This window comes from Sinomonas notoginsengisoli, assembly GCF_021554725.1.
Classification (GTDB): domain Bacteria; phylum Actinomycetota; class Actinomycetes; order Actinomycetales; family Micrococcaceae; genus Sinomonas; species Sinomonas notoginsengisoli.
On record NZ_JAIZDP010000013.1, the window covers coordinates 22,309 to 48,402 of the forward strand.

Here is a 26,094-nt window from a genome sequence, read left to right on the forward strand (position 1 = left end):
GCGGGAATTCCGCCGGTTACGCGGCGGGGCAGAAGTCGGGGAGGCCGGTCGTGACACCGTGCGGGCACGGATCGAACGTGAAGATCACGAGCGTGCCGAGGATCACGATGATGGCGGCCGCAGCGAGCAAGACCACCTTGAGCCAGAAGCGGACGGCGTCGCGCTCGGCGTAGTCGTTGATGATCGTGCGGACCCCGTTGGTGCCGTGGAGCATCGCGAGCCATAGCATCGCAAGGTCCCAGAACTGCCAGAACGGGTCGGCCCACTTCCCGGCCACAAAGCCGAAGTCGATTCCGTGGACTCCCTCGCCCACCAGGAGGTTGACCGTCAGGTGGCCGAAGATGAGGACGACCAGGACGATGCCGGAGAGGCGCATGAACACCCATGCGGCCATCTCGAACTGGCCCTTGGAACCGCCCGCGCGCTGGTACTGCGGGGCGATGCGGCCGGTGACGGAGGTGCTGCGCGGCTCGCGGATTTCAGGTGCAGTGGTCATGTCAGTGTGCCCCCAGCGCGAGTGAGAGGTGGCGGATGGCGAAGCCCACGAAGGCGATAATCCAGACGACGACGACGGTCCAGAGCATCTGACGCTGGTACTTCGGGCCGTTCTTCCAGAAGTCCACGAGGACCACCCGGAGGCCATTGAACGCATGGAAGAGGATCGCGGCGACGAGGCCCGTCTCCCCAAGGGCCATGAGCGGGTTCTTGTATTCGGCGATGACGGCCGTGTACACCTCGGGGGACACCCGCACCAGCGACGTGTCCAGGACGTGCACCAACAAGAAGAAGAAGATCACGACTCCGGTGATCCGGTGTATCACCCAAGACCACATGCCTTCATGGCCGCGGTACAGGGTGCCAGCTGGTTTTGTCGGCACTGAATAAACCTCCCTGCGGGCACCGGGTGCCCGCATGGGGCCCATGCGGAGGGGGCAACCGGTGCGGAGTGGCCCTGCCGTGCTGCAGGGCGCGCTCACTAGTCGAGCTCCAGCCTAAATCTAGACTTCGCCCTCAGCTTACTCAATTCGCCCTGGGGCAGATGTTAAGGCAGTGGTGATTCTCACAGTGAGCTGCCGTTGCACTCCACATGGGCGAGGGGGACTGTGCCCCGTTCAACTACAGTGGAGGGCGATGACTGACTTTCCAGCCCCCGCCGGGGATGCTACGCCCGCCGCCGCCGACCCGCTCGACCGGTTCGTTGCCGTGATCCCGGCTGGCGGCGTGGGTACCCGGCTCTGGCCGCTATCGCGCGCTGCCGCCCCGAAGTTCCTCCACGACCTCACGGGGTCGGGCAGCACCCTGATCCGCGCAACGTACGACCGCCTGGCGCCTTTGGCCGGGGGCCGATTCCTCGTGGTGACGGGCGACGCCCACCGCGTGGCCGTGTGCCGGCAGATCCCGGAACTCGCCTCCGCCGACCTCGTGCTCGAGAGCGAGCCGAAGGACTCCGCCGCGGCGATCGGCCTCGCCGCGGCGATCCTCTACCGCCGAAACCCGGACACCATCATGGGCTCCTTCGCAGCGGACCAGGTCATCTCGCCAGACTCCGTCTTCCAAGCGGCCGTACGTGAGGCCATCCACACCGCTGCAGCTGGTCCACACGGCAAGATCGTCACGATCGGGATCGAGCCGACCCACCCCTCGACAGGGTTCGGGTACATCCGTGGAGGGGAGGCGCTCGACGTCCCGGGCGCACCCAGCGCGCGCTCCGTCGTCGAATTCGTCGAGAAGCCCAGCCTCGAGGTTGCGGAGAAGTACCTGGCCACAGGGGAGTACCTGTGGAACGCAGGCATGTTCGTCGCGCCGGTGGCCCTCATGCTCCACCACCTCAAGGCCAATCAGCCCGAGCTGCACGCCGGCCTCACCGAGATCGCCAACGCCTGGGACACTCCCGCCCGGGATGAGGTCGCGGCACGGGTCTGGCCCACGCTGCCCAAGATCGCGATCGACTACGCCGTCGCCGAGCCTGCCGCCGTCGCCGGGGACGTCGCCGTCGTGCCCGGCGCGTTCCGCTGGGACGACGTGGGCGACTTCGCCGCGCTCGGCCGGCTCAACAGCGCACGCGAGGCGGAGCGCGTCACGGTGATGGGTGAGGGGGCCCGCGTCTTCACTGAGGACGCCAGCGGGATCGTCGTCTCGGACACCAAGCGGGTCATCGCGCTCATCGGCATCAAGGACGTCGTGATCGTGGACACGCCCGACGCGCTCCTTGTTACCACGACTGAGCACGCCCAGAAGGTGAAGAACGCCGTGGCCGGCCTGAAGGCCAAGGGCGATATCGACGTGCTGTGATGCCCTCCGCCCGCACCACGCGGTGACGCTAGAGTGAACGGGTGCGAAACTACACGACGGAGACCGAACCCACACCGGTCGTGGGCCCGAGGCTCGAGGCCTTCCTGCCAGAGCTGATCGCCTTCCGGAGAGACCTCCACTCGCACCCAGAACTCTCGTTCCACGAGTACCGCACCACCGACCGGATCATGGCCCGGCTGGAGGCTGCCGGGCTCGCCCCGAAGCGGCTCAACGGGACAGGGGTCGTCGTCGATGTGGGATCCGGCGCCATCGCCACAGCCATCCGCGGCGACATCGACGCCCTCCCCATCATCGAGGAGACCGGCCTGCCGTTCGCCTCACGCAACCATGGCGTGACGCACGCCTGCGGCCACGACGTCCACACCACAGTGGCCCTCGGGGTGGCGCTCTTCCTGGCGGAGATGGACCGCGAGAGCCCGCTCGGGGCCACCGTGAGGGTCATCTTCCAGCCAGCCGAGGAGACGATGCCAGGCGGCGCCCTCGCCTGCATCGACCAGGGAGTGCTCTCGGGTGTTCCGCGCATCATGGCGCTGCACTGTGATCCGCGGATCGAGGTCGGCAGGATCGGCACGCGCATCGGGCCCATCACGTCCGCGTCCGATACTGTTCGGATCTCGCTCACGGGCCGGGGCGGGCACACGTCGCGCCCGCACTTGACCGAGGATCTGGTCTTCGCCCTCGCCCAGATCGCCATCAACGTCCCCGCGGTCCTCTCGCGGCGCGTGGATGTCCGCAGCGGGGTCTCCGTGGTCTGGGGCCAGATCTCCGCCGGCGCAGCGCCCAATGCCATTCCGGCATCGGGGTCGATGGCTGGGACTATGCGGTGCCTGGACCGCGAAGCGTGGCACAGCGCCGGGGAGCTCCTCGATGAGGTGGTCCAGCAGGTCGCGGCACCCTACGGCGTGGACGTAAGCCTCGAGCACATCCGGGGAGTCCCCCCGGTGGTGAACGCCGAGCACGAGACAGCGTTGTTCGAGGCAGCCGCACGTGCTGAGCTCGGGGAGGCCGCCGTGGTCCTGACTCCGCAGTCGATGGGCGGGGAGGACTTCGCGTGGTTCCTCTCGGAGGTCCCCGGCTCGATGTTCCGCCTCGGGACCCACACCCCCGGCGGTGAGGAGTACGACCTCCACCGGGGAGACTACGTGGTGGACGAGGCCGCGATCGGATATGGCGTGCAGGTCCTGGCCGCCGCAGCGCTCAGGAGCGTGCGCGACCTCTGAGCGGGCCTCGTGGGACGCGCGCGGCTACCGGCGAAGGAGGGCATCCCGTATGGCAAGCAGTGAACCCGGCACACGGCCAGAGATCGACTGGCCCGCGCTCACGGCGGAGGCCGCGGACGCGATGCGCCACGCTTACGTCCCGTACTCGAATTATCCGGTCGGAGCGGCGGCACTCGTCGACGACGGCCGGATCATCACGGGCTGCAACGTCGAGAACGCATCCTACGGGCTGACGCTGTGCGCTGAGTGCACCCTCGTCGGCCAGCTCCGGCTCGGCGGGGGCGGCCGGATCACCGCATTCGTGTGCGTCGACGCCTCCGGCAGCGTGCTCATGCCGTGCGGCCGCTGCCGCCAGCTGCTCTACGAGTTCCGTGCGCCGGGAATGCTGCTGGCAACGGTGAGCGGGGTGCGGACCATGGACGAGGTCCTCCCGGACGCGTTCGGTCCCCAGAATCTCGAGAACTGACAGGAGGGAAGCACCCACCATGAGCGCAGTCTTCTCTTCGGCAGAGCCCTTCGACGCCGTCGACGTCATCCGGCGCAAACGCGACCGCCATGAGCTCAGCGACGCCCAGATCGACTGGGTCATCGACGCCTACACACGCGGCGACGTCGCCGACGAGCAGATGTCTGCCCTGGCGATGGCGATACTCCTCAACGGCATGACGCACCGGGAGACCGCCCGATGGACGACGGCGATGATCGCCTCCGGCGAGCGGCTGGACTTCTCGTCGCTGCACTCCCCTGGCGGGGCGCAGCGCCCCACAGCTGACAAGCACTCCACCGGAGGCGTGGGGGACAAGATCACCCTCCCGCTGGCCCCGCTCGTGGCGGTCTTCGGCGTGGCCGTCCCGCAGCTCTCGGGCCGCGGGCTGGGGCACACGGGCGGCACGCTGGACAAGCTCGAGTCGATTCCCGGGTGGAGGGCATCGCTCACCAACGGGGAGATGATGGCCCAGCTCGGCGAGGTCGGCGCCGTCGTGTGCGCCGCGGGCGCGGGGCTGGCCCCTGCGGACAAGAAGCTGTACGCGCTGCGCGATGTGACGGGAACGGTTGAGGCGATCCCGCTCATCGCCTCCTCCATCATGAGCAAGAAGATCGCTGAGGGCACAGGCACCCTCGTACTCGATGTGAAGGTCGGCACCGGCGCCTTCATGAAGGACGAGGCACAGGCCCGTGAGCTCGCGCAGACGATGGTGGCCCTCGGCAGCGATGCAGGGGTCCACACCGTGGCACTTCTGACCGACATGGGCACTCCACTCGGTCTCACCGCGGGCAACGCAATCGAGGTCGAGGAGTCCGTCGAAGTGCTCGCTGGCGGCGGCCCGGAGGACGTCGTCGAGCTGACGGTCCGCCTCGCCGAGGAGATGCTGGCCGGCGCGGGGGTGCACGATGGCGACCCGGCCGCCGCGCTGAGGGACGGACGCGCCATGGATGTTTGGCGGCGCATGATCACTGCGCAGGGAGGCGACCCGGACGCTCCGCTTCCGCGAGCCAAGGAGTCCGAGACGGTCTACGCCCCGGCGGACGGTGTGCTCGTGGGGCTCGACGCCCTCTCCGTGGGCGTGGCGGCGTGGCGTCTGGGCGCGGGGAGAGCGCGCAAGGAAGACGCGGTCCAGCCAGGGGCCGGCGTCCGCCTCCACGCCAAGCCGGGCGCGACTGTCCGCGCGGGCGAACCACTCATGACGCTCCTGACCGACACCCCCGACCGGTTTGCCCGGGCCAAGGAGGCCCTCGATGGCGCCGTTACCATCGCGCCGGACGGCTCGCGGCCTGCACGCAGACTCATCATCGACCGGATCGCCTGAGCAGCCCCGCGCGTCGCGAGGCGGTGGCCGCGATGCCAGCCGTGCGGCGTCGTCCGCGGGGATGACACGGGCCGGCCAGGCGTGGGTCTTCCGGTGGATAGCCGGAGTGAGCCCGGCATGGGACACTTGATAAGGTCTATTAGTCCGAGGAGCACCGCCCCATGTCGCTTGAGCTCATCAACGGAGCGATTCTCCATGCCGCCGGGCAATGGTGGATCTACCCGGTGCTGCTCGTCTTCTTCTTCGTTGACGGCTTCGCGATGATTGCCCCGAGCGAGACGCTCATCGTCGCGCTCGCGGCGTACTGGCGCCATTCGGGAGAACCGAACCTGTGGATCCTGGGCCTCACCGCGCTCGTCGGCGCCATGTGCGGGGACAACATGGCATATCTCCTCGGGCGCAAGATCGGCACCGACCGGTGGAAGTGGATGCGCCGTAAACGTGTGCAGAAGGTCTTCGGGTGGGCGAGGTACGAGCTCGACAAGCGCGGAGCCGTGCTCATCTTCACCGCGCGGTACATCCCCTGGGGCCGCGTCGCCGTCAACTACGTCTCCGGCAGCACCGGATTCCGGCACCGCACGTTCTTCTGGCTCGACGCCTTCGCGTGCCTGACCTGGGTGGGCTACTCCCTCGGGGTGGGCCTGCTCGCGAGCTCCTTCCCGTGGCTGCACCACAATCCTCTCCTGAGTGTCGTGGTGGCAGTGGTGTTCGCCCTGGTCCTCGGCATCGGGCTTGATCATGCCATCACGGTCTTCCACCGGTGGCGGGACACCGTGGACGCCAAGAAGGCCGCAGCGGCGGCGGCCGCCGAGCACGAGCGCGAGCAGCGCCTCCACCCGCATGCGCCGGCCGACGACTACTCGCCCCGTGATCGCGCCGTCAGCCCGACGCCGGGCGACTAGACGCTGTCCTGCTGGCTCCCGGGCCGTGCCTTCTTTAGAGTTGTGGCGTGACTGAGCCGAACATCGACGACGCCCCGGACCTCGCCTTCGACCTGCGTATCCTCCCGAAGGTGTCCCTCCATGACCACCTCGACGGTGGCGTCCGCACCGCGACCATCATCGAGCTTGCCGCCGAGATCGGCCACGAGCTCCCGTCCACGGACCCTGTTGCCCTCGGCCAATGGTTCCGTGATGCAGCCGGTTCGGGCTCCCTGCCGCGCTATCTCGAGACTTTCGACCACACGATCGCCGTCATGCAGACCGCCCCTGCGCTGCGACGGATCGCCAAGGAGTTCGTCGAGGACCTCGCGGATGACGGTGTGGTGTACGGCGAGGTGCGCTGGGCGCCTGAACAGCACCTCAACCAGGGGCTCACACTCGACGAGGCGGTCGAGGCGGTCCAGGCCGGCCTCGAGGACGGGATGGCCGCTGTCGAGGAGTCAGGGCGGATCATCGCAGTGGGCCAGCTCATCACGGCGATGCGCCATGCGGACAACTCCCAGGAGATCGCCGAACTCGCCGTACGCCACCGAGACCGCGGCGCCGTCGGGTTCGACATCGCGGGGGCAGAGGAGGGATTCCCGCCGTCCCGCTTCGCCGAGGCCTTCACCTACCTCGCCCGGAACAGCTTCCCCGCGACCGTGCACGCTGGCGAGGCCGCCGGGCTGGACAGCATCCAGTCCGCACTCGTGGACGGCCGCGCGCTCCGGCTCGGGCACGGCGTGCGCATCGCGGAGGACATTGCGGTGGAGTCCACGGACGAGGTCGACGACGATGGCGTGCCGATCCTCGACGTGACGCTCGGGCCCCTCGCCGCGTGGGTGCGCGACCGCGGGATTCCGCTCGAGCTCTGCCCGTCCTCGAACCTGCAGACGGGAGCGATCGCCAAGTGGGGCGAGGACATCCTCGACCACCCGTTCGACATGCTCTACGAGCTCGGCTTCAACGTCACGGTCAACGCTGACAACCGGCTCATGAGCGGCGTGACCCTCACCGACGAGTTCGAACTGCTCGTCGAGGCGTTCGACTACGATCTCGACGATCTCCTCGAACTCACGCTCAACGCTGCCGAGGCCGCGTTCCTCCCGCTCGAGGACCGGGAAGACCTCGTCGAGTACATCAACGAGGCCTACGCGAACCTGGCCGACTAGAGGTGGGAAACGCCACGGCCAGCCCGAGGAGCGGCGGGTGAGTGCCGCCGTCGACCGCCTCGTCGAGGTAGTGCGCCTCCTGCGGGAGCACTGCCTGTGGACAGCGGCGCTCACGCACGGCTCGCTCGTGACCTACCTCATCGAGGAGTCCTACGAGCTGGTCGAGGCCATCGAGGACGGCCAGCCCGAGGCGGAGCTCAAGGGTGAACTCGCGGACGTGCTCCTGCAAGTGGTCCTCCACTCTGAGATCGCCCGCGGGCGTGGTGCGTTCGACCTCGACGCTGTGGCCGAGGCGCTCACCGAGAAGATGGTGCGCCGCAACCGGCACGTCTTCACGCCCGACGGCGCCCTGCAGCCGAGCTTCCCCGCGACGGTCGAGGAGATCATCGCCTCGTGGGATGCGGCCAAGAAGGAGGAGAAGGCGGCGAAGGCGGCTGCCTCCGGCGAGGGGACGCGCGACGGCGACGAGTCGCCTCGGCTGGTCGGTCCCGACGCGCTCGAGGGGCTTCCGCGGCACCTGCCCGCGCTGGCGCTCGCACAGAAGGCCCTTGGGCGAGCCGAGCGCCGTCGTGCGCTGGAGGGCTCCACCTCCGTCTCGGGGGGCCCGGCCACGGTGTCAGCATGCGGGGCGCCAGTTGACTTCCGGACGGAGGAGGAGCTCGGGGAGCTGCTTCTGGGCGTGGTGCAAGAGGCTCGGGCCCGCGGGCTGGACGGGGAACGGGCACTGCGCCGCGCCGTCGGCCGGCTCTGACCCAGCTCGCCCCGCCCGGCCCGGCCGCCTCATCGCCAGCCATGCCTCGGTCCGTCACAGGTCGCGCGCCCACGGGCTAGGCGGATAGGCTGAGGGCGACACGGTGGCTGCCCCGTGACTGCGTGCGGCCGAGCCACATCACGTCAGAACCGTTCCACACACCAAGGAGCACATCCATGGCGCTTATCGATGCCATCCACGCCCGCGAGATCCTTGACTCCCGGGGCAACCCGACGGTCGAGGTCGAGGTCCTTCTCAGCGACGGCTCCCTCGGCCGCGCAGCGGTCCCGTCGGGTGCCTCGACAGGCGAGTTCGAGGCCGTGGAGCGCCGCGACGGCGACAAGGGCCGCTATCAGGGCAAGGGTGTCCAGCAGGCTGTCGAGGCCGTCCTCGACCAGATCGCCCCGGCCCTCACCGGGTTCGACGCGACCGACCAGCGTTCGATCGACCAGGCCATGATCGATCTCGACGGCACCGCCAATAAGGGCAGCCTCGGCGCGAACGCGATCCTCGGCGTCTCCCTCGCCGTAGCAAACGCCGCGGCCGACTCCGCCAACCTGCCGCTGTACAAGTACCTCGGCGGTCCGAACGCCCATGTGCTCCCCGTGCCCCTGATGAACATCCTCAACGGCGGCTCGCACGCCGATTCCGATGTGGACATCCAGGAGTTCATGATCGCCCCGATCGGGGCCGAGACGTTCTCGGAGGGCCTGCGCTGGGGCGTCGAGGTGTACCACAACCTCAAGAGCGTGCTGAAGGAGAAGGGCCTCTCCACAGGCCTCGGCGACGAGGGCGGCTTCGCGCCGAACCTGCCGTCCAACCGAGCGGCCCTCGAGCTCATCACCGAGGCGATCACCAAGGCCGGCTACACGCCGGGCACGGACATCGCACTGGCGCTGGACGTTGCGTCCTCTGAGTTCTTCCAGGACGGCGCCTACCAGTTTGAAGGCAAGGCCCTTTCCGCGGAGGAGATGAGCGCCTACTACGCGGGCCTCGTCGAGGACTTCCCGCTCGTCTCGATCGAGGACCCGCTCGACGAGAACGACTGGGACGGCTGGAAGGTCCTCACCGACATGATCGGGGAGAAGGTCCAGCTCGTCGGCGACGACCTGTTCGTGACCAACCCCGAGCGCCTCCAGCAGGGCATCAACGCGAAGACGGCCAACTCGTTGCTCGTGAAGGTCAACCAGATCGGTTCCCTCACCGAGACGCTCGACGCCGTCTCCCTCGCGCAGCGCAACGGGTACACCACGATCACCTCGCACCGTTCGGGCGAGACCGAGGACACGACGATCGCGGACATCTGCGTTGCGACGAACGCCGGCCAGATCAAGACCGGTGCACCGGCCCGCTCCGAGCGTGTCGCCAAGTACAACCAGCTCCTGCGCATCGAGGAGGAGCTCGACAACGCCGCCCGCTACGCCGGCCGTAGCGCCTTCCCGCGCTTCAAGGGCTGAGGGCCCTTCGCTGAGGCGCAGGCGCCCGACCTGCCACCGGCAGGGGGCGCCTACGCCGAATCGTGGCCCGCGGCGGCTATCGTGAAACGACGATAGCCGCCGTGGCGCACTCCGGCGGCCGCACACTCGTAGGAACCCGAGCGCAAGGAGCTTCCATGGCGACGCGTCGACCGGCAGTGCCCCGCACGCCGGCCCCGAAGCGGCCCTCGCGCTCAGCGCCGGCTGCGGAGGCGCCCATCCGGGATGCAGCCGCATCGCAGGGATCCGGCGCGAAGCTCGCAGCAGCGAAGGCCAGCGCTCCCGAGCCCACACCGGCAAGGGGGAAGTCCGAAAAGCCCCAAAAGCCCGGGAAGGCATCGAAGGGCAGGACGAAGGCCCGGCCCAAGACCCCGTTACGGACACCCGTCCCCACCGACGAGGGGCCCGTTCCTGCCCGGGCGTTCTCGGGGCGCATCATCGCCCTCGCAGTCGTGCTCGTGGCCATCACGATCATGCTCGCCCCGACCGTCCGGGTGTTCCTGGGGCAACGAGCGGAAATCAGCTCGCTCCAAGCTGACATCGCAGCCAAGAGGGCGGAGCAGGACTCACTCAGGCAGTCCATCGGCCGCTGGGAGGACCAGAACTACGTCAAGCAGCAGGCACGCGATCGCATTAACATGGTCATGCCCGGCGAGACCGCGTACTGGGTGTTCGGAGACGCTGGCGCGCAGGCCGGCAGAGGCGGCGGCGGCGCTGATCCCGCTGCGGGCGAGAAGCCGTGGGCCCAGGGGTTCTGGGACTCGCTCGTGCGCGCGGCCACCGACTGATCCCACCACACGCGCAATCCCACCGCACGCGCGGAGCGTCGTCGGCGGCACCATACTCAGCAAGGACAGTGAATCATCGTGACCGACATCCCCTCGAACCCCAGCGATGCCCCTACGGCCGCCGACCTCGAGACTCTGAGCCGTCAGCTCGGCCGGCCGGTGCGAGACGTGGTGGCGATCTCGGCGCGCTGCATCTGCGGGAACCCGCTCGTCGCTGCCACCGCGCCGAGGCTCTCCAACGGGACACCCTTCCCTACAACGTTCTACCTCACGCACCCCGTCATCACCTCGGCAGTGTCGCGGCTCGAGGCGGCCGGGCTGATGGCCGAGATGAACGAGCGCCTGACGGCCGATCCCGAACTCGCTGCTGCCTACAGGCGTGCGCACGAGGCTTACCTCGCCGCGCGCGGGGAGGTCGGCCGCCGTGCTGGTACCGGCCCCGTGCCCGAGATTGACGGCGTGTCGGCTGGCGGCATGCCGTCCCGGGTCAAATGCCTCCACGTGCTCGTGGGCCAATCGCTCGCGCTCGGACCCGGAGCCAACCCGCTCGGGGACGAGGCCATCGAAGCGCTCTCGGAATGGTGGACGGCGGATCGGTGCTACTGCGGCGGCGCCTGGGACACGGCTGGTGCCGTCCCGGACCAGGACCTGTCCCGCCACGGTCCGCAGGGCCTGCCATCCATGACCGGGAGGGCGTCGCCACAGCGGAACCGGCCCGCAGGGCCGGAGAATGCCGCGAACGAGGGGAGAGCCCAGTGAGGGTCGCGGGCATCGACTGTGGGACGAACTCCATCCGCCTGCTCGTGGCCGAAGCCGAGGAGCCCGCAGGTGACCGCGTGGCAGAGGGTGTGCGGCTCACGGACGTGCACCGGGAGATGCGGATAGTCCGGCTCGGCCAGGGCGTGGACGCGACCGGGATGCTCGCGCCGGAGGCATTGGCCCGCACGTTCACGGCAGCCGACGACTACGCCGCCACGATCAGGGGCCTCGGCGCCGAGCGGGTGCGGTTCGTTGCCACCTCGGCCATGCGGGACGCACGCAACCGGGATGAATTCATGGCTGGAATCCGCGAGCGCTTCGGCGTAGACGCCGAGATCATTCCGGGTACCGAAGAGGCGGCCCTGAGCTTTGCGGGTGCCGCCAGCGTCCTGGCGCTTGAACCGGACAGGCCCGTGCTCGTGGTCGACCTCGGCGGCGGCAGCACGGAGTTCGTCCTGGGGGATGCGGGTGGTGTGATGGCCGCCCGTTCCATCGACCTGGGCTGCGTGCGACTGACCGAGCGCCACCTCCGCTCGGACCCGCCCACGCCCGAGCAGATCGCCGCGGCGGAGCGCGAGGTGGAGGCAGGCATTGACGTGGCCCTTGCAGGCGTGCCGCTCGCGGACGCGACTGCCGTGGTCGGCGTCGCGGGCTCCATCACCACCATCACCGCCCACGCGCTGCGCCTGCCTCGGTATCAGCCGGAACGTATCCACGCGTCGGAGCTGACAATCGGGGAGATCAGCGCCGCGTGCACGTCCCTCCTCGCGCTCACCCACGCCGAGCGCGCCGCCCTGCCGTACATGCATCCGGGCCGCGTCGACGTCATCGGTGCTGGGGCACTCGTGTGGCGCCGCATTCTGGCACGCATCGCCGAGCTGACCGGCGGCCGCATCTCGACTGCCGTGACGAGTGAGCACGACATCCTCGACGGCATCGCCCTGAGCACCCTGGACCGGAAGGCCACATGATCCGACGCGCCCTCGCCCTCGCCATCCTGCCCCTGCTCGCCTTCGCCCTCGCGGCCGTAGGGCTCCTGCGCACGGCTCCCGGAGCGGCCGCGGACAGTATCCGGGATCGCGAGTACTGGCTCGGCGAGTACGGGATCGCGAAGGCCTGGGAGGTGTCGAAGGGCACGGGTGTGAAAGTCGCGGTGATCGACAGCGGCGTCGACGGAACGCATCCCGACCTGCGGGGCGTCGTCGTGGGCGGGCATGACTCCTCCGGGGCCGGGGGAGCGGACGGGCAGAAGCCGATTGGTGCGAGGCCCGAGCACGGAACACTCGTCGCCACCATGCTTGCGGGCCGCGGACACGCCGCGGACGCAGCGAAGGACCCGAAGAAGGATGCCGGCGGCCCGGACGGGATCGTCGGTGTCGCGCCCGAGTCCCAGATCCTCGCCGCCTCCACCTGGCTTGGCTCGGCAAACCCGGCCGGCCGTTCGGACACTGAGCAAATCCCCGACGCCGTCCGCTGGGCTGTGGACCAGGGCGCCAAGGTCATCAACATCTCCCTCGGCAGTGCGTCGCCGGTGTGGCCGCCCAGCTGGGACTCGGCATTCCAGTACGCCGAGCAGAAGGACGTTGTGCTCGTCGCGGCGGCGGGCAACCGGGTGGGCGGGAACGTCCAGGTGGGCGCCCCCGCCACGATCCCGGGCGTCCTGACAGTGGCAGGGCTCGATCGCGAGCAGAAGGCCAGCATCGACTCGTCGTCTCAGGGGATCAGCATCGGCGTGGCGGCGCCCGCCGAAGAACTCGTCGGCGGCCTCCCGGACGGCCAGTACGCACAATGGGCCGGGACCTCGGGCGCCGCGCCCATCGTGTCCGGCGTGGCGGCGCTCATCCGTTCGAAGTGGCCCGACATGAGCGCCGCGCAGACCATCAACCGGATCATCTCGACGGCCAAGGACGTCGGCGCCCCTGGCGCCGACCCGATCTACGGGCGCGGAATCCTCGACGCCGAGGCCGCGCTCACGGCAGATGTCCCGGAAACCAAGGCGAACCCGCTCGGGTCCATTGCGGACTGGATCCGTGTCCACCGCAAGGGTGCGGCGAGCAGCCCTGCCACCCCGGGCGCATCGGACGCGACGGCCGGGCCAACGGCTCCCGCCCAGGCCGTTCCAGAGCCCTTGCCGCCCTCACCTCGCATTGACGCCACCGACAGTCCGTGGCCTGCGGTGGCCGTCCTCGGGTCGGCGGTCGTAGTGCTCGGGATCGCCGCTGGCGGGGCGGTGCATGTGCGGCGGCGTGGGCTGTGGGAGAGGGCGCACGACGGCGCGCGGATCCCATCCGAGGGGCAGCGCGATGTGGCACGCATCACCCCCGGGAACCGATAGTGAATTTTTTCACAAACTGCTACGCTTGATTCATGCCTTCCTTCCTGCAGCTTGTCGATCGCCCCCGCGTCCTTGTCGTCGGCGGTGGCTATGTCGGCCTCTACGTAGCCCTCAACCTCCAGAAGAAGATCGCCACGGCCGGTGGCATCGTCACGGTCGTCGATCCGAACCCCTACATGACGTACCAGCCGTTCCTGCCGGAGGTGGCGGGCGGCAACATCGAGGCGCGCCACGCCGTCGTCTCCCTCCGCGAGCACCTCAAGGAGAGCGAGGTCATCCAGGGCTCGGTGATGAGCGTCGACCACGAGAACCGCAAGGCCGTCGTCGAGCTCCCGGGCGACCAGGGCACCATCGAGGTCCCCTACGTGGACGTCGTCCTCGCCGCGGGCGCGATCACCCGCACGTTCCCGATCCCCGGCCTCGCCGAGAAGGGCATCGGCAACAAGACGATCGAGGAGGCAATTGCCCTCCGCAACCAGGTGGTCGAGCGCATCGAGTTCGCCTCCACCGCAACGGACCCGGCAGAGCGGAAGCGTGCGCTGACGTTCGTCGTCGTTGGCGGCGGGTTTGCAGGCATCGAGACCATCGCCGAGCTCGAGGACCTGGCCCGCGAGGCCGTGCGCAACAACGGGCGCCTGCGTCAGGACGAGGTGCGCTTCGTCCTCGTCGAGGCCATGGGGCGCATCATGCCCGAGGTCACCGCCGAGCAGGCCGACTGGGTGGTGGGCCACCTGCGGAGCCGCGGCATCGAGGTGCTCCTCAACACCTCGCTCGCCAATGCCGAGGGCTCCCTGAAGCTCATCAGCATGCCCGAGAAGGCTCCCGTGGACGAGTTCGAGGCCGACACCCTCATCTGGACTGCCGGGGTGCAGGCCAACCCGATGGTCCGCTCGACCGACTTCCCGCTTGAGCCGCGGGGCCGTGTCCGCGTGCTGCCGGACCTCCGCATCGCCGGGGACGAGGGCATCATCGAGAACGCGTGGGCTGCTGGCGACGTTGCGGCCGTGCCGGACCTCACCGGCAAGGGCCTTCCCGACGGCACGTGCGTTCCCAACGCCCAGCACGCCCTCCGCCAGGCCAAGGTCCTTGCGAAGAACCTGTGGGCCAACCGCTGGGACAAGCCGCTCACGGACTACAAGCACAAGAACCTGGGTGCTGTAGCCGGCTTCGGTCCCTGGAAGGGTGTCGCGAACATCAACCTGTTCGGCCGGATCGGCCTCAAGGGCCCCGTCGCCTGGCTCGCGCACCGCAGCTACCACGGCATGGCCATCCCGACTGCGGAGCGCAAGTTCCGTGTGGTTTTGGACTGGTTCTCCTCGCTGTTCGCGGGCCGCGACACGACCCCGCTCCAAGGGCTCGAGAATCCGCGGGCGGCCTTCGAGACGGCGGCGCGCCCGGCCCCGAAGCCCGCTGCGCCCGCGCCGGCCCCGAAGCCCGCTGCAGCCGCGCCAGCCCCGGCTCAGGCCGCCAAGGCTGACGAGGCCGGCGAGAAGGTGCCAGCCGGCGCGTAGTCGGCGAGAAGTCGACGCACCTCGTCGTTGCCTTTGCGGCGCTGAACCACCACGGCGGCGGCCGCCTTCCAGCTCGGGAGGCGGCCGCCGCCGCGTGCATCCATCGCCAAGTAGGCTGGGTGGCACATGCCCCAGTAGCCCAATCGGCAGAGGCAGCGGACTTAAAATCCGTTCAGTCAGGGTTCGAGTCCCTGCTGGGGCACACTGCAGATACCAGCTGGTAGAGCCGTTACAAGGCTGTGACCTGAATCACTGTGACCTGCCTTAAACGTTCAATTAGCCTGTTTCCTAAATCAGGAACACCTGATTGTTCGCATCAGGGGCCCACCGTGCCCTTCGATGGAGGAGATTACGCATGATTCCACGTCACCAGGCTGCGCCCCGGGCGGCAAAGCTGGCCGCACTAGGCGTCGGTGTCGCCCTCCTGGCGACCGCCTGCAGCGGTTCCTCGGGAACGCCGTCGAGTTCGGGTTCGGGTTCGAGTTCGAGTACGAGCAGCGCTGCGTCCGGCAGCATCGCATGCCCCGCACCGAGCGCGTCAGCAGGCGCAAGCGGCGCATCGTCCGGGTCCGCCGCCGCTGCGGGCAGCGTGCCGAAGTCGCCGACCACGTCCGCGACTCCGCTCAAGCTCGGCTCGCTCCTGCCGCAGACGGGTGCACTGGCATTCCTCGGGCCACCGGAGATCGCCGGCGTCAACCTCGCCGTCAAGCAGATCAACGACGCGGGCGGGGTGCTCGGACACCCGGTGGACGTCATCCACCGCGACTCGGGCGACACCACCACCGACATCGCGACCCAGTCGGTGACGAACCTTCTCGGGCAGGGAGTGTCCGCCATCATCGGTGCCGCGTCCTCGGGCGTCTCCAAGACGGTCATCAACCAGATCACCGGTGCCGGTGTTGTGCAGTTCTCCCCGGCGAATACGTCCCCGGACTTCAGTACGTGGAACTCCAAGGGCCTCTACTGGCGCACCGCACCCTCTGATGTGCTGCAGGGCCGCGTGCTCGGCAACTACATGGCGTCGTGCGGAGCGCAGACCCTCGGCATGATCGTCCTCAACGACGCCTACGGCACGGGCCTCCGGGACAACGTGAAGAAGGCGTTCGAGGGCGCCGGCGGCAAGATCGTCGACGAGGAGCTGTTCAACGAGGGCGATTCGCAGTTCAGCTCGCAGGTGGACAAGGTCGTGGCGGCGAAGCCAGACGCGATCGCCGTGATCTCGTTCGACCAGGCCAAGCAGATCATCCCCCTGCTGACGGCCAAGGGCGTCAAGCCGGCCCAGATGTTCTTCGTGGACGGGAACACATCCGACTACAGCAAGGACCTGAAGCCTGGCACACTCAAGGGCTCCCAAGGCACCATCCCGGGCACGTTCGCGAAGGACGACTTCAAGAAGCAGCTCGCAAGCGTGGATTCGGGGCTGAAGGACTACTCGTACGCGGGCGAGTCCTGGGACGCGGCGAACCTGATCGCGCTGGCGGCTGAGAAGGCCAAGAGCACCAAGGGCACCGATATCGCCGCCCAGTTCGTGGACATCACCCACGGCAGCAACCAGTGCTCCGACTTCCCCAGCTGTGTGACGCTCATCCGTCAGGGCAAGGACATCCACTACATGGGCAAGTCGGGTCCTGTGAGCTTCGCCAAGAACGGTGATCCCCAAGAGGCCTACATCGGCATCTACCAGTTCGACGACAACAACAAGCCGCAGCCTGTCCGCGAGGAGTCCGGCAAGCTGAGCTGACACAGATCTACCCGATCCGGCCAAGGCGGCCGGATATGAACTGCTCCCCTGGGGCTGGACTGAGAACGTCAGTTCCAGCGCCGGGGGAGCAGTTCTCTGCATCGGATGAGTCCGCTTCCACACCGACAGCATCACCGGTGCGGACCCGCCACGGACGACGGCGCCGCCCACCCAAGGCGGGGCGGCGCCGTCGTGCGCGGGCCGAGTCAGCGGGCGAAGCTAGTTCTCCTCGCCCTCCACCGTGTCGGCGAGGGTGCCAAGGTAGAGCTGGATGACCTTGGGGTCCTTGAGTAGCTCGCGCCCCGTACCGGTGTATGCGTCGCGGCCTTGGTCGAGGACATAGCCGCGGTCGCAGATCTGCAGGCAGCGACGCGCGTTCTGCTCGACCATGATCACCGAAACCCCCGCACGGTTGATCTCGTGCACCCGCAGGAACGTCTCGTCCTGCTTGACGGGGGACAAGCCCGCGGAGGGCTCGTCGAGGAGGAGCACGGCGGGATCCATCATGAGCGCGCGGCCCATGGCGACCATCTGCCGCTCGCCGCCTGAGAGGGAGCCCGCACGCTGGGCGCGCCGCTTTCCGAGCTCAGGGAACAGCTCGGTCACGAAGTCCCAGCGTTCCTTGAACACCTTGGGCCGCTGGAAGAGGCCCATCTGCATGTTCTCCTCGATGGTCAAGGTCGTGAAGACGTTGTTGTTCTGCGGAACGAAGCCGATACCCCGGCTCACGAGCTTGTTCGCCTTGAGGCCGGTCAGATCCTGACCGCGCACCACAACGGAGCCCGAATGGACCTTGACGAGCCCGAACATCGCCTTGAGAAGCGTCGACTTGCCTGCTCCGTTGGGGCCGATGATGCCGATCAGCTCGCCCTCGCGTGCCTCGACGCTGCAGCCATTAAGGATGTTGACCCCGGGCAGGTAACCCGCAACAAGTTCGGTGACAGTTACGACGGCGTCGCCGCCCGGCGCAGCGCCGCCTGCGGAAGCCCTGTGCTCGCTCACTGGTGGTTCTCCTTCTCCTGGCCTTCGGCCTCGCCCTGGGAAGCCACGTGCTTCCCAGGCTTCTCCACCGTGATGTTCTCGGCCTCGGTCTCCGCGAGGATGGCCTCCCGCGAGATGATTCCGGCGTTGTCTGTGCCCACCACAGACTCGTCGTCAGCGGCCAGCTCTTCCTCGAGTTCCCTGAGCCCTCCGGCGGAGCCGAGATCCACATCGTGGTGCGCGCCGAGGTACGCGTCGATCACGGCCTGGTCCTTCATCACGTCGGCGGGCGGCCCTTCGGCGACGATCTTCCCCTCGGCCATGACCACGACCCAGTCCGCGATATGCCGGACCATGTGCATGTCGTGTTCGACGAACAGCACCGTCATGCCCTCGGCCTTGAGGTTCTTGACATGGTCCAGAAGGCTCTGCGTCAGCGCGGGGTTGACCCCGGCCATGGGCTCGTCCAGCATGACGAGTTTCGGGCTCACCATGAGAGCCCGCGCCATCTCGAGCAGCTTGCGCTGGCCTCCCGAGAGGGACGCGGCGTAGTCGTCGCGCTTGGTGTCGAGCTTGAACTTGGCCAGGAGCGCCTCCGCCTGCGCGGTGATGTCCTTCTCCCGGCCGCCCCAGACACCGCGGAACAGGGCGTTCCGAAGCTTCTCGCCCGGCTGTGCGGAGGCGCCAAGACGCATGTTCTCGATGACGGTCAGTTTGCCCATGACCTTGGTCAGCTGGAACGTGCGGACCATGCCGAGTCGGGCCACCTTGTAGGAGGCCATCCCCGCCAAGTCGGTGCCCTCGAACTGCCAGGTACCGGAATTCGGGGTGTCGAAGCCCGTGAGCAGGTTGAAAAGGGTCGTTTTGCCTGCTCCGTTCGGCCCGATGAGGGCAGTGATCTTGTGCCTCGGGATCTCGAGGTGGTCGACGTCGACGGCATTGACGCCGCCGAAGCGGCGGCTCACATTGTCCGCGACAACGATCGGATCGCGCTTCTTGCAGCCGGGCACCGCCTCGCCCTCACTGATAGGGCGGGAGTCCGTCATGTAGTCCACGGTGCTGTCCTTGGTGCTTCCTGTCCCGCTCATGAGAACGCGAGCTCCTTCTTGTTGCCGAACACGCCCTGTGGCCGGAAGACCATGAGCAGCATGAGTGCGACGCCGACGAGGATGTAGCGCAGCTGCCCCGCCTGGGTGGTGCTCAGGAACGGCAGTACGCCGATGCCGATGAGTCCATACAGCACGTTCTGGGTCAGCGAGAGCACGACCCAGAAGAGCATGGCCCCCACGATCGGCCCCAGCACCGTGGCCATGCCGCCGAGCAGGAGGCAGGTCCAGAGGAAGAACGTGAACTCCGACCCGTAGTTCGCCGGCTGCACCACGTCGCGGGGAAGCGTGAACACCAGCCCAGCAAGGGCGCCGAGGATGCCGCCGATGATGAGCGCCTGCATCTTGTACGAGTAGACGTTCTTGCCGAGCGAGCGGACGGCCATCTCATCCTCGCGGATCCCCTTGAGGACTCGGCCCCACGGGCTGCGCATGAGGAGCCAGACCGCGATCCCGAGGATGACGACGAGGCCCCAGCCGAACACCCTGTAGAAGAAGTCGGGGCTGCTGTACCCGAGGTAGTTCCCTGCGGGGAACGGGTTGAGCCGCAGGAAGTCCTGCCGGAACCCGGCGAGGCCGTTCGCTGAGCCAGTGACGTCGGTGAGGGTGTTGGTGGTGACGACGTAACGGATGATTTCCGCAGCGGCGATGGTGACGATGGCGAGGTAGTCGGCGCGCAGCCGCAGCGTCGGGATGCCAAGGATGAGGGCGAACACCACCGAGGCGACGACCGCGATGATGAGCGAGAGCCAGAACGGGAAGGCGAGGTGGATCGTACTCATCGCGAACGCGTAGGCACCGACGGCGATGAATCCAGCCTGGCCGAAGTTGAGCAGGCCCGAGTAGCCGAAGTGCACGGCGAGGCCGAGAGCGGCCAGGGCGTAGGCCGCCGTCGTGGGGCTCACGAGCTCGCCGAGAGCCTCGAGAAGAATCTGTCCGAAATCCATGGTGGCCTCCTCAGCCCACTCGCTCGCGTCGGCCCAGGATGCCCTGTGGCCTGAACAGGAGGACGAGGATCATGACGACCAGCGCCCCGACATACTTCAGGTCCGACGTGAAACCGAAGACGGTGGTGAGCTCAACGAAGATGCCCACCACGATCGAGCCGACAAGCGCCCCGAACACCGTTCCCAGTCCACCCAGCGTCACGCCCGCGAAGATCATGAGCAGGAGCTGCTGCCCCATATTGAAGGACACCCCCGGCCGGTAGTAGGCCCACAGGATCCCGCCGAGTGCTGCGAGGAACCCGCCGGTGACCCACACGAGCCGGATGACACGGTCCACGTCGATGCCGCTCGCGGCCGCCAGCGCCGGGTTGTCCGCCACGGCTCGGGTCGCCTTGCCGAGCCGCGTGCGAAGGAGCACGAACCCAATGAGCAGGATGACGACGACCGAGATGAGCAGGGACCACAGGTTGTTGGGTGAGATGGAGATGACGCCCAAGTCGATGTCGGTGGACTGGGAGTAGGGGAGCTGCTGTGTTGCGCCGCCGAAGAAGAACAAGATGACGTAGCGGGACGCGAGGGCGAGGCCGATGCTCACGATCATCATCGGCACCAGGCCGGTCCCACGGCGCCGAAGAGGCTTCCACAGGAAGGCGTCCTGCACGTAGCCGAAGGCGACGCCGGAGACCAGGCCGGCGATCCCGGCCAGCCAGAACGGGACGCCGACGACGCTGAGTGAGAAGACGACGACCGCGCCCAGAGTGACCATCTCGCCGTGCGCGAAGTTCGTCAGCCCTGTGGTGCCGAAGATGAGGGACAGCCCCACGGCGGAAAGGGCCAGCAGGAGCCCAAAGCTCAGACCGGCCACGAGCCGGTTCGCGAGTGTGGTGAAGAAGCTCTCCTGATGCACTTGGATACCGGCGCCGAAGGCGAAGATCGTGCTGGCGTTCGACGTCTGGTTGAAGGTGACAGTGCGAGGGTTCTCCTGGCCGTCGGCGAGCTTGATGCCCTGTGGGAGGCTGGATTCGTCGAGGGTCACCTTGTAGCTGCCCTGGGCGGGCACCGGGATGCTCCAGGCACCGGAGGCCGACGACGTGGCGCTGCCGGTGAAGCCGTTCCCCTCGGCTTTGATTTTGACCCCTTGGATGGGCTGCCCGGCGTTGCGCAGGAAGCCGGAGATGCTGTTCTGGAACTGGCCTTGGCTGGGGCTCGGCGCGGGGCTGGGCGAGGTCGTCGCCTCTGCCGCCGGAGCGAGGGCAAGGAGCACTGCAAGGATGGCGCCGATCAGGGCGCCCGCTACCACCAGCACGCGGGGTGCGCGTGGCCGGGGGACGGACGAGGCTGTGCTTGTCACGTAGGGGCCTCCGTGTTTCACGGGTACGGCTGGCACTGCCAGCCACAACGGTTGGTGCAACGGGCACAGCCCCATCGCACCGGGACTTGCGACCCGGAATGTGACGAATCTCACCCGCTCGATGGTCATGTTACCCGGGGGAGGCGAGCTGGTTCGCACACCGCGGCCCCGCCGGAGGTCGCGATCCGATAACGACTCGGAGGCCGAAGGCTGGATCCAGCGAGGTCCGACTCAGGGGAGTGGTACGCGCGGGGTCGGACCTGACCTTGGTCGATCAGAGGCAGTCGATCAGAGGTAGAGGCCCAGATCGCGCGAGGGCTCGTCGTGTTCGGCCACAGCGTGCACATCGCGTTCGCGCAGCAGGATGTAGTCGTGGGCCGCGACTTCGACCTCGGACCGGTCTTCGGGATCGAACAGGACGTGGTCACCCACAGCGACTTGTCGCACGCTCGGTCCTGCGGCCACGACCTGGGCCCATGCGAGCCTCTTGCCCAGCACAGCCGTCGAGGGGATGACGATGCCGGAGGCCGAGCGGCGCTCGCTGGCCTCCTTGTCGAGCTCGACAAGGATTCGATCGTGGAGCATGCGCAGGGGCAGGCGGTGGCGCTGGGGCGTGGGCTCGGCGTTCGGCACCGATCCAGTCTAGTCAGCTATGGTCGGGGGGAGGTCGGGAACTTCCTCGGGTTCCTGAACGTGTTCTCGATGGAGTCCACCGCAGCACCCGGGGGCGTACAGATCGAGGCAGCGTCAGGTGCCGCGATCGACGCAGGGATAAGACGCGAACCATATTCGAGAAGGAGCCGACATGGCATTTGGGGGCAACCCGGTCTTCCGGGGGAAGAACTACAGGGGCGCCATCGCCACAGCGCCGCCCGTGCCTACAGGGCCTCACGGCCAGCAGCCGTATGGACAGCAGCAGCCTTACGGCCAGAACCCTTACGGCCAGAACCCTTACGGCCAGGCCCCCTACGAGCAGCCGATGTCGGCGGAGCAGCTCGACAGGCTCTACCGCTCCCCGTCCGCCGGTCCAGTCGAGACGGGTCGGATGACGTATGACGACGTCATCGTCAAAACCCTCGCGTGCCTCGGCTTCGTGGTGGTGGGCGCTGCGGTCACGTTGGCGGTGCCCGTCGGCGCGGCCTTGGGCCTTACAGTTCTCGGCGCGATCGGCGGGTTCGTCCTGGCGATGGTTAACACCTTCAAGCGCGAGCCTGTAGCGGGCCTCATCCTCGCGTACGCGGCGCTCGAGGGCCTGTTCCTCGGCGGCCTCACGCGGATCATCGACGGGATGGCGCCGGGCGTGGGCATCCAGGCTGTGCTCGGAACGATAGTAGTGGCGGGTGTGACCCTCGCGCTCTACAAGAGCGGCAAGGTCCGGGCCACCCCGCGACTCGCCAAGTTCCTCATGATCGCGCTCGTCAGCTACCTCGCGTTCAGCCTTGTCAACGTGTTCATCATGCTCTTCAACCCGGGCATGGGCGCGTGGGGCCTGCGCAGCAGTGTCCACATCTTCGGCATCCCGCTCGGCGTGATCGTCGGCCTCTTCGCCATTGTGCTCGCCGCGATCTCGCTGATCTTTGATTTCAACAGCATCGAGCAGGGCGTCCGTGCCGGTGCCCCGCGCCGCTACGCCTGGACGGCGGCATTCGGCCTCACCGTCACCCTCGTGTGGCTCTACACCGAGATCCTGAGGCTCCTCGCGATCTTCAACAGCAACGACTGATTCACTGAGAAGGCCCCGGACGTGTGGTCCGGGGCCTTCTCTGTCTCCCCGATGGCGGGGTGCTCAATCTGGATGCGTCCCCGATCTAGATGAGCCGGTGTGCTCCGTTCGAAGGTGAGACCGTGAAGAGGTCCGGCGTACGGAAGCCGGCGCGGGCAAAGCCGGCCAGGACGGCTTCACGGACCCCCGTCTCGGCATCCACGGGAATGAGGGCAATGGCGGACCCACCGAATCCGCCGCCCGTCATCCGCGCGCCGAGGGCTCCCGCGGCCCGGGTGGTCTCGACGGCGAGGTCGAGCTCGGGGCAGGAGATCTCGAAGTCGTCCCGCATCGAGGCGTGGCTTGCGTCGAGGAGGGGCCCTATCCCGGAGGGCCCGGCAGCGCGGAGCGTCTCCACGGTCGCGAGGACACGCTCGTCCTCCGTGACGACGTGCCGAACGCGTCGGAAGGTGAGCGGGTCAAGCAGTCCCTGGGCCTCGGCGAGATCTGCGGAGGACACGTCCCGCAGTGCCTCGACGCCCAGCACCTCGGCGCCGAGCTCGCAGGCCCGGCGGCGGCTCGCGTAGCCGCCCTCGGCGTGGGAATGGGACACCGTTGTGTCGACCACGAGGACAGACAGTCCGGCTCCGGCCGCGTCGAAGGGAACGAGCTCGACGCTTTGGTCCCGACAGTCGAGGAACACCGCGTGACCGGCCGCCCCGCGCAGCGACGCCGACTGGTCGAGGATTCCGGTGGGTGCGCCGACGAAAGAATTCTCGGCCCGCTGGGTGACCCGCACGAGGTCGTGAACCCCGAAGGACGCGCCCGTGAGCTCGGCGAGGCCGGTGGCGACGGCGCACTCGATCGCGTGGGAGGAGGAGAGGCCAGAGCCCACAGGCACAGTCGATTCGAGTGCCAGGTCGAAGCCCGGAACGTCGGCGCCATCGCACGCCAAGGCCCAGGCAACGCCTCCCGGATACACCGCCCAGCCCGTGGCCGTGCCTGGGCTGAGGGAGTCCAGGTCCAGCTCGATCAGGCCGCCGCCATGGGTCGAGACGAGCCGTACTGCGCGGTCCGCGCGGACGCGGACGGCCACGCGCGCCGCCAGCCCGATCGCGAACGGGAGCGCAAAGCCCTCGTTGTAGTCGGTGTGCTCACCGATGAGGTTGACACGGCCCGGCGCCTGCCATACGCCGTCGGGCGTCCCGCCGAACGCGGAGGCGAACGCGTCCAGAACGCGTGTGGTGTCCCCGCCGGCACTCATGCGGTGGCCTCGGCGTCCGAGGTGAGGACGGCCCGGAGGTTCGCAGCCACCTGTTCGGGGGTCGTGTCGGTGATGAAGGCACCCATGGCCGCCTCGGAGCCCGCGAGGAACTTGAGCTTGTCCGCAGACCGGCGCGGTGACGTCAGCTGGAGGTGGAAGCGGCTCGCGGGCCGCAGCGAGGCATCGAGCGGCGCCTGGTGCCAGGCGGCGATGTACGGGGTGGGCGTGGGGTAGAGCGCGTCGATCGCGCGGAGCAGGGAGAGGTAGGACGCGGCCAGCTCATCCTTCTCCTCACCTGTGAGCGCGGTGAAGTCGGCAAGGTGGCGGTGCGGCACGAGGTGTACCTCGAGGGGCCAGCGGGCGGCGAACGGAACGAACGCGGTGAACGCGGTGCCCTCGTAGACGATCCGCTCGCCCGAGTCGCGTTCGCGGTCCAGGAGGACACCGAGAAGGGTGGCCTGCCCAGCGGCTTCGTCGTAGAACTTGCGGGCGGCGGCAGCGAGCTGCGCCGCGCGCGGCGCCACGTAGGGGTAGGCGTAGATCTGGCCATGCGGATGGTGGAGGGTCACGCCGATCTCCGGTCCGCGGTTCTCGAAGGGGAAGACCTGCCGGACGCCCGGCAGGGCACTCAGGGCAGCGGTGCGGTGTGCCCACGCCTCGACGACCGTCCGCGCGCGCTCGTATCCCAGCTCCGTGAAGGACCCGGTGTGGTCCGGGGTGAACGAGACCACTTCGCACCGGCCCACGGCCCCTGTGGTCTGTCCCCACGGAAGCGCCGACGGGAGCGGGCTGCTTCCGGGCCCGAGAGACGGGAAGCGGTTCTCGAACACGACGACGTCGTAGTCGGGGTCCGGGATCTCGGAAGCGTTCGCCGGGGTGCTCGGGCACAGCGGGCAGGCCTCGACCGCCGGCAGGTGGGTCCGGCCCTGACGGTGGGCGGCAACGGCGATCCAATCACCAGAGAGCTCGTCGTAGCGGAGCTGTCCGGACCCACACCGGGCGGGCAGGTCCCGGAGGTCTGGGAGCGGCGTACGCGCAGGGGCCCCCGGGTCGTCGAAGTACAGGAGCTCGCGGCCGTCGGACAGCCGCGTGGCCGTGATGCCAACGGGCTGCGCGGGGGTCACGGCGTTCCCTGCTCGGCGGCGCCGGGGGGCATGTCCTGCAGCGGGGCGACGATGAGGTCTGGCACGCCCTGCCTGAGCTCATCGAGCGCATTTGTGGAGAGGCCGTCATCCGTGATGAGCGTGTCCACGGCGTTCAGGGGAAGGATCCTGGCGAGGCTCACGAGCCCATACTTGCTGTGGTCCGCGAGCACCACGAGCCGTGCCGCGGCCTCCGCTGCCGCTCTATTCGCCTCCGCCTCGAGCATGTTGGGGGTGGTGAGCCCTCCGCGGGGGTGCAGCCCGTGGACGCCCATGAAGCATGTCTCGACGTGGAGCTGGCGCAGCGTCGACGTTGCGAGTGGACCTACAAGGGCCTCCGAGGGAGTGCGCTCGCCGCCGGTGAGGATGGTCCTCACCGTCTCCTGGCCCCCCTCGCCGAGGGCCTCCGCAACCTTGAGGGAGTTCGTCGCGACCGTGAGGTCCGGAATGCCGGTCAGGAGGCGTGCAAACGCAAAGGTGGTGGTGCCGGCGGTGACGAAGATCGTGGCCCCGGGCCGCACGAGTTCGATGGCGCGCGCGGCGATGGCGCTCTTCGCATCCGCCCGGTGCTCGCTCTTGGCCGCGAAACCCAGCTCGCTGAATCCCGCCTCAGTGGGCCGTGCGGCTCCACCGTGGACGCGGCGGGCCAGTCCCTGCTGCTCCAGATGCTCGATGTCGCGGCGAATAGTCATCTCTGAGACGCCCAACGCGGACGCCAATTCGACGACCCGCACCGCTTCGCGGCGTTCGAGTTCGGCGACGATGTGCGCGTGGCGTTCTGCAGCCAGCATGGCCGTCCCCCTTACGA

General features: G+C 68.3%; 26 protein-coding genes and 1 tRNA gene. 16 read left to right on the forward strand and 11 right to left on the reverse strand.

What is annotated here, in order from left to right; all coding sequences use genetic code 11:
* Positions 1-16: 16 nt before the first annotated feature.
* Both LF262_RS15290 and sdhC read right to left on the reverse strand, forming a co-directional pair.
* On the reverse strand, positions 17-496 hold the full coding sequence (locus LF262_RS15290) for a succinate dehydrogenase hydrophobic membrane anchor subunit (RefSeq protein ID WP_235781266.1): 480 nt from the start codon (positions 494-496) through the stop codon (positions 17-19).
* A 1-nt stretch (position 497) separates the two neighbouring features.
* Positions 498-878, reverse strand: a complete 381-nt coding sequence (gene sdhC / locus LF262_RS15295; RefSeq protein ID WP_308190549.1) for a succinate dehydrogenase, cytochrome b556 subunit — start codon at positions 876-878, stop codon at positions 498-500.
* Between the two features lie 253 nt (positions 879-1,131).
* On the opposite strand from sdhC, the gene LF262_RS15300 reads away from it, so the two are divergent.
* The 14 genes from LF262_RS15300 (at position 1,132) to LF262_RS15365 (ending at position 15,254) form a co-directional block, all read left to right on the forward strand.
* Positions 1,132-2,292, forward strand: a complete 1,161-nt coding sequence (locus LF262_RS15300) for a mannose-1-phosphate guanylyltransferase (protein WP_235781267.1) — start codon at positions 1,132-1,134, stop codon at positions 2,290-2,292.
* 41 nt (positions 2,293-2,333) lie between these two features.
* A complete protein-coding gene (locus tag LF262_RS15305; protein ID WP_235781268.1) occupies positions 2,334-3,533 on the forward strand; it encodes an amidohydrolase in 1,200 nt (399 codons plus the stop codon).
* A 49-nt stretch (positions 3,534-3,582) separates the two neighbouring features.
* Positions 3,583-3,999: a cytidine deaminase gene (locus LF262_RS15310; protein ID WP_268933942.1), complete on the forward strand. Its 417-nt coding sequence runs from the start codon at positions 3,583-3,585 to the stop codon at positions 3,997-3,999.
* 19 nt (positions 4,000-4,018) lie between these two features.
* A complete protein-coding gene (locus tag LF262_RS15315; RefSeq protein WP_235781269.1) occupies positions 4,019-5,341 on the forward strand; it encodes a thymidine phosphorylase in 1,323 nt (440 codons plus the stop codon).
* A gap of 161 nt (positions 5,342-5,502) precedes the next feature.
* Positions 5,503-6,243, forward strand: coding sequence for a DedA family protein (locus LF262_RS15320; RefSeq protein ID WP_235781270.1), 741 nt, complete (start codon positions 5,503-5,505; stop codon positions 6,241-6,243).
* Positions 6,244-6,290: 47 nt separating this feature from the next.
* A complete protein-coding gene (locus LF262_RS15325; RefSeq protein ID WP_235781271.1) occupies positions 6,291-7,433 on the forward strand; it encodes an adenosine deaminase in 1,143 nt (380 codons plus the stop codon).
* Between the two features lie 37 nt (positions 7,434-7,470).
* Positions 7,471-8,184: a MazG nucleotide pyrophosphohydrolase domain-containing protein gene (locus tag LF262_RS15330; RefSeq protein WP_235781272.1), complete on the forward strand. Its 714-nt coding sequence runs from the start codon at positions 7,471-7,473 to the stop codon at positions 8,182-8,184.
* A gap of 176 nt (positions 8,185-8,360) precedes the next feature.
* A complete protein-coding gene (gene eno, locus LF262_RS15335) occupies positions 8,361-9,641 on the forward strand; it encodes a phosphopyruvate hydratase (protein WP_235781273.1) in 1,281 nt (426 codons plus the stop codon).
* A gap of 155 nt (positions 9,642-9,796) precedes the next feature.
* Positions 9,797-10,447 (forward strand): FtsB family cell division protein, encoded by a 651-nt coding sequence (locus LF262_RS15340; protein ID WP_235781274.1) that lies wholly within the window; start codon positions 9,797-9,799, stop codon positions 10,445-10,447.
* Between the two features lie 78 nt (positions 10,448-10,525).
* Positions 10,526-11,206, forward strand: coding sequence for a DUF501 domain-containing protein (locus tag LF262_RS15345; RefSeq protein WP_372462789.1), 681 nt, complete (start codon positions 10,526-10,528; stop codon positions 11,204-11,206).
* Positions 11,203-12,177 (forward strand): Ppx/GppA phosphatase family protein, encoded by a 975-nt coding sequence (locus LF262_RS15350; RefSeq protein WP_235781275.1) that lies wholly within the window; start codon positions 11,203-11,205, stop codon positions 12,175-12,177. The genes LF262_RS15345 and LF262_RS15350 overlap by 4 nt, the downstream gene beginning before the upstream one ends.
* Complete coding sequence (locus LF262_RS15355) at positions 12,174-13,541, forward strand: S8 family serine peptidase (RefSeq protein WP_235781276.1); 1,368 nt, start codon at positions 12,174-12,176, stop codon at positions 13,539-13,541. Before LF262_RS15350 ends, LF262_RS15355 begins: the two co-directional genes overlap by 4 nt.
* Before the next feature lie 32 nt (positions 13,542-13,573).
* A complete protein-coding gene (locus LF262_RS15360; protein WP_235781277.1) occupies positions 13,574-15,052 on the forward strand; it encodes an NAD(P)/FAD-dependent oxidoreductase in 1,479 nt (492 codons plus the stop codon).
* A 128-nt stretch (positions 15,053-15,180) separates the two neighbouring features.
* Positions 15,181-15,254, forward strand: a tRNA-Leu gene (locus tag LF262_RS15365).
* A gap of 164 nt (positions 15,255-15,418) precedes the next feature.
* Here LF262_RS15365 and LF262_RS15370 read toward each other — a convergent pair.
* Positions 15,419-15,679: a hypothetical protein gene (locus LF262_RS15370; protein WP_235781278.1), complete on the reverse strand. Its 261-nt coding sequence runs from the start codon at positions 15,677-15,679 to the stop codon at positions 15,419-15,421.
* Here LF262_RS15370 and LF262_RS15375 point away from each other — a divergent pair.
* Positions 15,642-16,793 (forward strand): ABC transporter substrate-binding protein, encoded by a 1,152-nt coding sequence (locus LF262_RS15375; protein WP_235781279.1) that lies wholly within the window; start codon positions 15,642-15,644, stop codon positions 16,791-16,793. The two genes, LF262_RS15370 and LF262_RS15375, sit on opposite strands and share 38 nt — an antisense overlap.
* 219 nt (positions 16,794-17,012) lie before the next feature.
* Here LF262_RS15375 and LF262_RS15380 read toward each other — a convergent pair whose 3' ends face one another.
* The 5 genes from LF262_RS15380 to LF262_RS15400 all read right to left on the reverse strand — a co-directional run bounded on the left by LF262_RS15380 (position 17,013) and on the right by LF262_RS15400 (position 21,763).
* Positions 17,013-17,795 carry an ABC transporter ATP-binding protein gene (locus LF262_RS15380; protein ID WP_235781280.1) on the reverse strand — a complete coding sequence of 261 codons (783 nt, stop codon included), beginning with the start codon at positions 17,793-17,795 and terminating at the stop codon, positions 17,013-17,015.
* Positions 17,792-18,862: an ABC transporter ATP-binding protein gene (locus tag LF262_RS15385; protein ID WP_235781281.1), complete on the reverse strand. Its 1,071-nt coding sequence runs from the start codon at positions 18,860-18,862 to the stop codon at positions 17,792-17,794. The genes LF262_RS15380 and LF262_RS15385 overlap by 4 nt, the downstream gene beginning before the upstream one ends.
* Positions 18,859-19,827, reverse strand: a complete 969-nt coding sequence (locus LF262_RS15390; RefSeq protein WP_235781282.1) for a branched-chain amino acid ABC transporter permease — start codon at positions 19,825-19,827, stop codon at positions 18,859-18,861. The genes LF262_RS15385 and LF262_RS15390 overlap by 4 nt, the downstream gene beginning before the upstream one ends.
* Before the next feature lie 10 nt (positions 19,828-19,837).
* Positions 19,838-21,133 (reverse strand): branched-chain amino acid ABC transporter permease, encoded by a 1,296-nt coding sequence (locus LF262_RS15395; RefSeq protein WP_372462790.1) that lies wholly within the window; start codon positions 21,131-21,133, stop codon positions 19,838-19,840.
* 333 nt (positions 21,134-21,466) lie between these two features.
* Positions 21,467-21,763 (reverse strand): GroES family chaperonin, encoded by a 297-nt coding sequence (locus LF262_RS15400; protein WP_235781309.1) that lies wholly within the window; start codon positions 21,761-21,763, stop codon positions 21,467-21,469.
* A 220-nt stretch (positions 21,764-21,983) separates the two neighbouring features.
* On the opposite strand from LF262_RS15400, the gene LF262_RS15405 reads away from it, so the two are divergent.
* Entirely contained in the window at positions 21,984-22,901 is a 918-nt protein-coding gene (locus tag LF262_RS15405; RefSeq protein ID WP_235781284.1) for a Bax inhibitor-1/YccA family protein, read from the forward strand.
* 85 nt (positions 22,902-22,986) lie between these two features.
* Here LF262_RS15405 and galK read toward each other — a convergent pair whose 3' ends face one another.
* Genes galK through LF262_RS15420 form a run of 3 tightly spaced genes read right to left on the reverse strand, consistent with a single transcriptional unit; the run spans position 22,987 to position 26,077 of the window.
* On the reverse strand, positions 22,987-24,144 hold the full coding sequence (galK, locus tag LF262_RS15410) for a galactokinase (RefSeq protein ID WP_235781285.1): 1,158 nt from the start codon (positions 24,142-24,144) through the stop codon (positions 22,987-22,989).
* Positions 24,141-25,268 (reverse strand): galactose-1-phosphate uridylyltransferase, encoded by a 1,128-nt coding sequence (galT, locus tag LF262_RS15415; RefSeq protein ID WP_235781286.1) that lies wholly within the window; start codon positions 25,266-25,268, stop codon positions 24,141-24,143. Before galT ends, galK begins: the two co-directional genes overlap by 4 nt.
* On the reverse strand, positions 25,265-26,077 hold the full coding sequence (locus LF262_RS15420; RefSeq protein ID WP_235781287.1) for a DeoR/GlpR family DNA-binding transcription regulator: 813 nt from the start codon (positions 26,075-26,077) through the stop codon (positions 25,265-25,267). Before LF262_RS15420 ends, galT begins: the two co-directional genes overlap by 4 nt.
* Positions 26,078-26,094: the final 17 nt, after the last annotated feature.

Bases quoted from the DNA above. Each gene is read 5' to 3' on its own strand.
- LF262_RS15290 (WP_235781266.1), bottom strand. From the start codon at position 496: ATGACCACTGCACCTGAAATCCGCGAGCCGCGCAGCACCTCCGTCACC.
- LF262_RS15300 (WP_235781267.1), top strand. From the start codon at position 1,132: ATGACTGACTTTCCAGCCCCCGCCGGGGATGCTACGCCCGCCGCCGCC.
- LF262_RS15310 (WP_268933942.1), top strand. From the start codon at position 3,583: ATGGCAAGCAGTGAACCCGGCACACGGCCAGAGATCGACTGGCCCGCG.
- LF262_RS15315 (WP_235781269.1), top strand. From the start codon at position 4,019: ATGAGCGCAGTCTTCTCTTCGGCAGAGCCCTTCGACGCCGTCGACGTC.
- LF262_RS15320 (WP_235781270.1), top strand. From the start codon at position 5,503: ATGTCGCTTGAGCTCATCAACGGAGCGATTCTCCATGCCGCCGGGCAA.
- eno (WP_235781273.1), top strand. From the start codon at position 8,361: ATGGCGCTTATCGATGCCATCCACGCCCGCGAGATCCTTGACTCCCGG.
- LF262_RS15340 (WP_235781274.1), top strand. From the start codon at position 9,797: ATGGCGACGCGTCGACCGGCAGTGCCCCGCACGCCGGCCCCGAAGCGG.
- LF262_RS15355 (WP_235781276.1), top strand. From the start codon at position 12,174: ATGATCCGACGCGCCCTCGCCCTCGCCATCCTGCCCCTGCTCGCCTTC.
- LF262_RS15360 (WP_235781277.1), top strand. From the start codon at position 13,574: ATGCCTTCCTTCCTGCAGCTTGTCGATCGCCCCCGCGTCCTTGTCGTC.
- LF262_RS15385 (WP_235781281.1), bottom strand. From the start codon at position 18,862: ATGAGCGGGACAGGAAGCACCAAGGACAGCACCGTGGACTACATGACG.
- LF262_RS15390 (WP_235781282.1), bottom strand. From the start codon at position 19,827: ATGGATTTCGGACAGATTCTTCTCGAGGCTCTCGGCGAGCTCGTGAGC.
- LF262_RS15400 (WP_235781309.1), bottom strand. From the start codon at position 21,763: ATGCTCCACGATCGAATCCTTGTCGAGCTCGACAAGGAGGCCAGCGAG.
- LF262_RS15405 (WP_235781284.1), top strand. From the start codon at position 21,984: ATGGCATTTGGGGGCAACCCGGTCTTCCGGGGGAAGAACTACAGGGGC.
- galK (WP_235781285.1), bottom strand. From the start codon at position 24,144: ATGAGTGCCGGCGGGGACACCACACGCGTTCTGGACGCGTTCGCCTCC.
- LF262_RS15420 (WP_235781287.1), bottom strand. From the start codon at position 26,077: ATGCTGGCTGCAGAACGCCACGCGCACATCGTCGCCGAACTCGAACGC.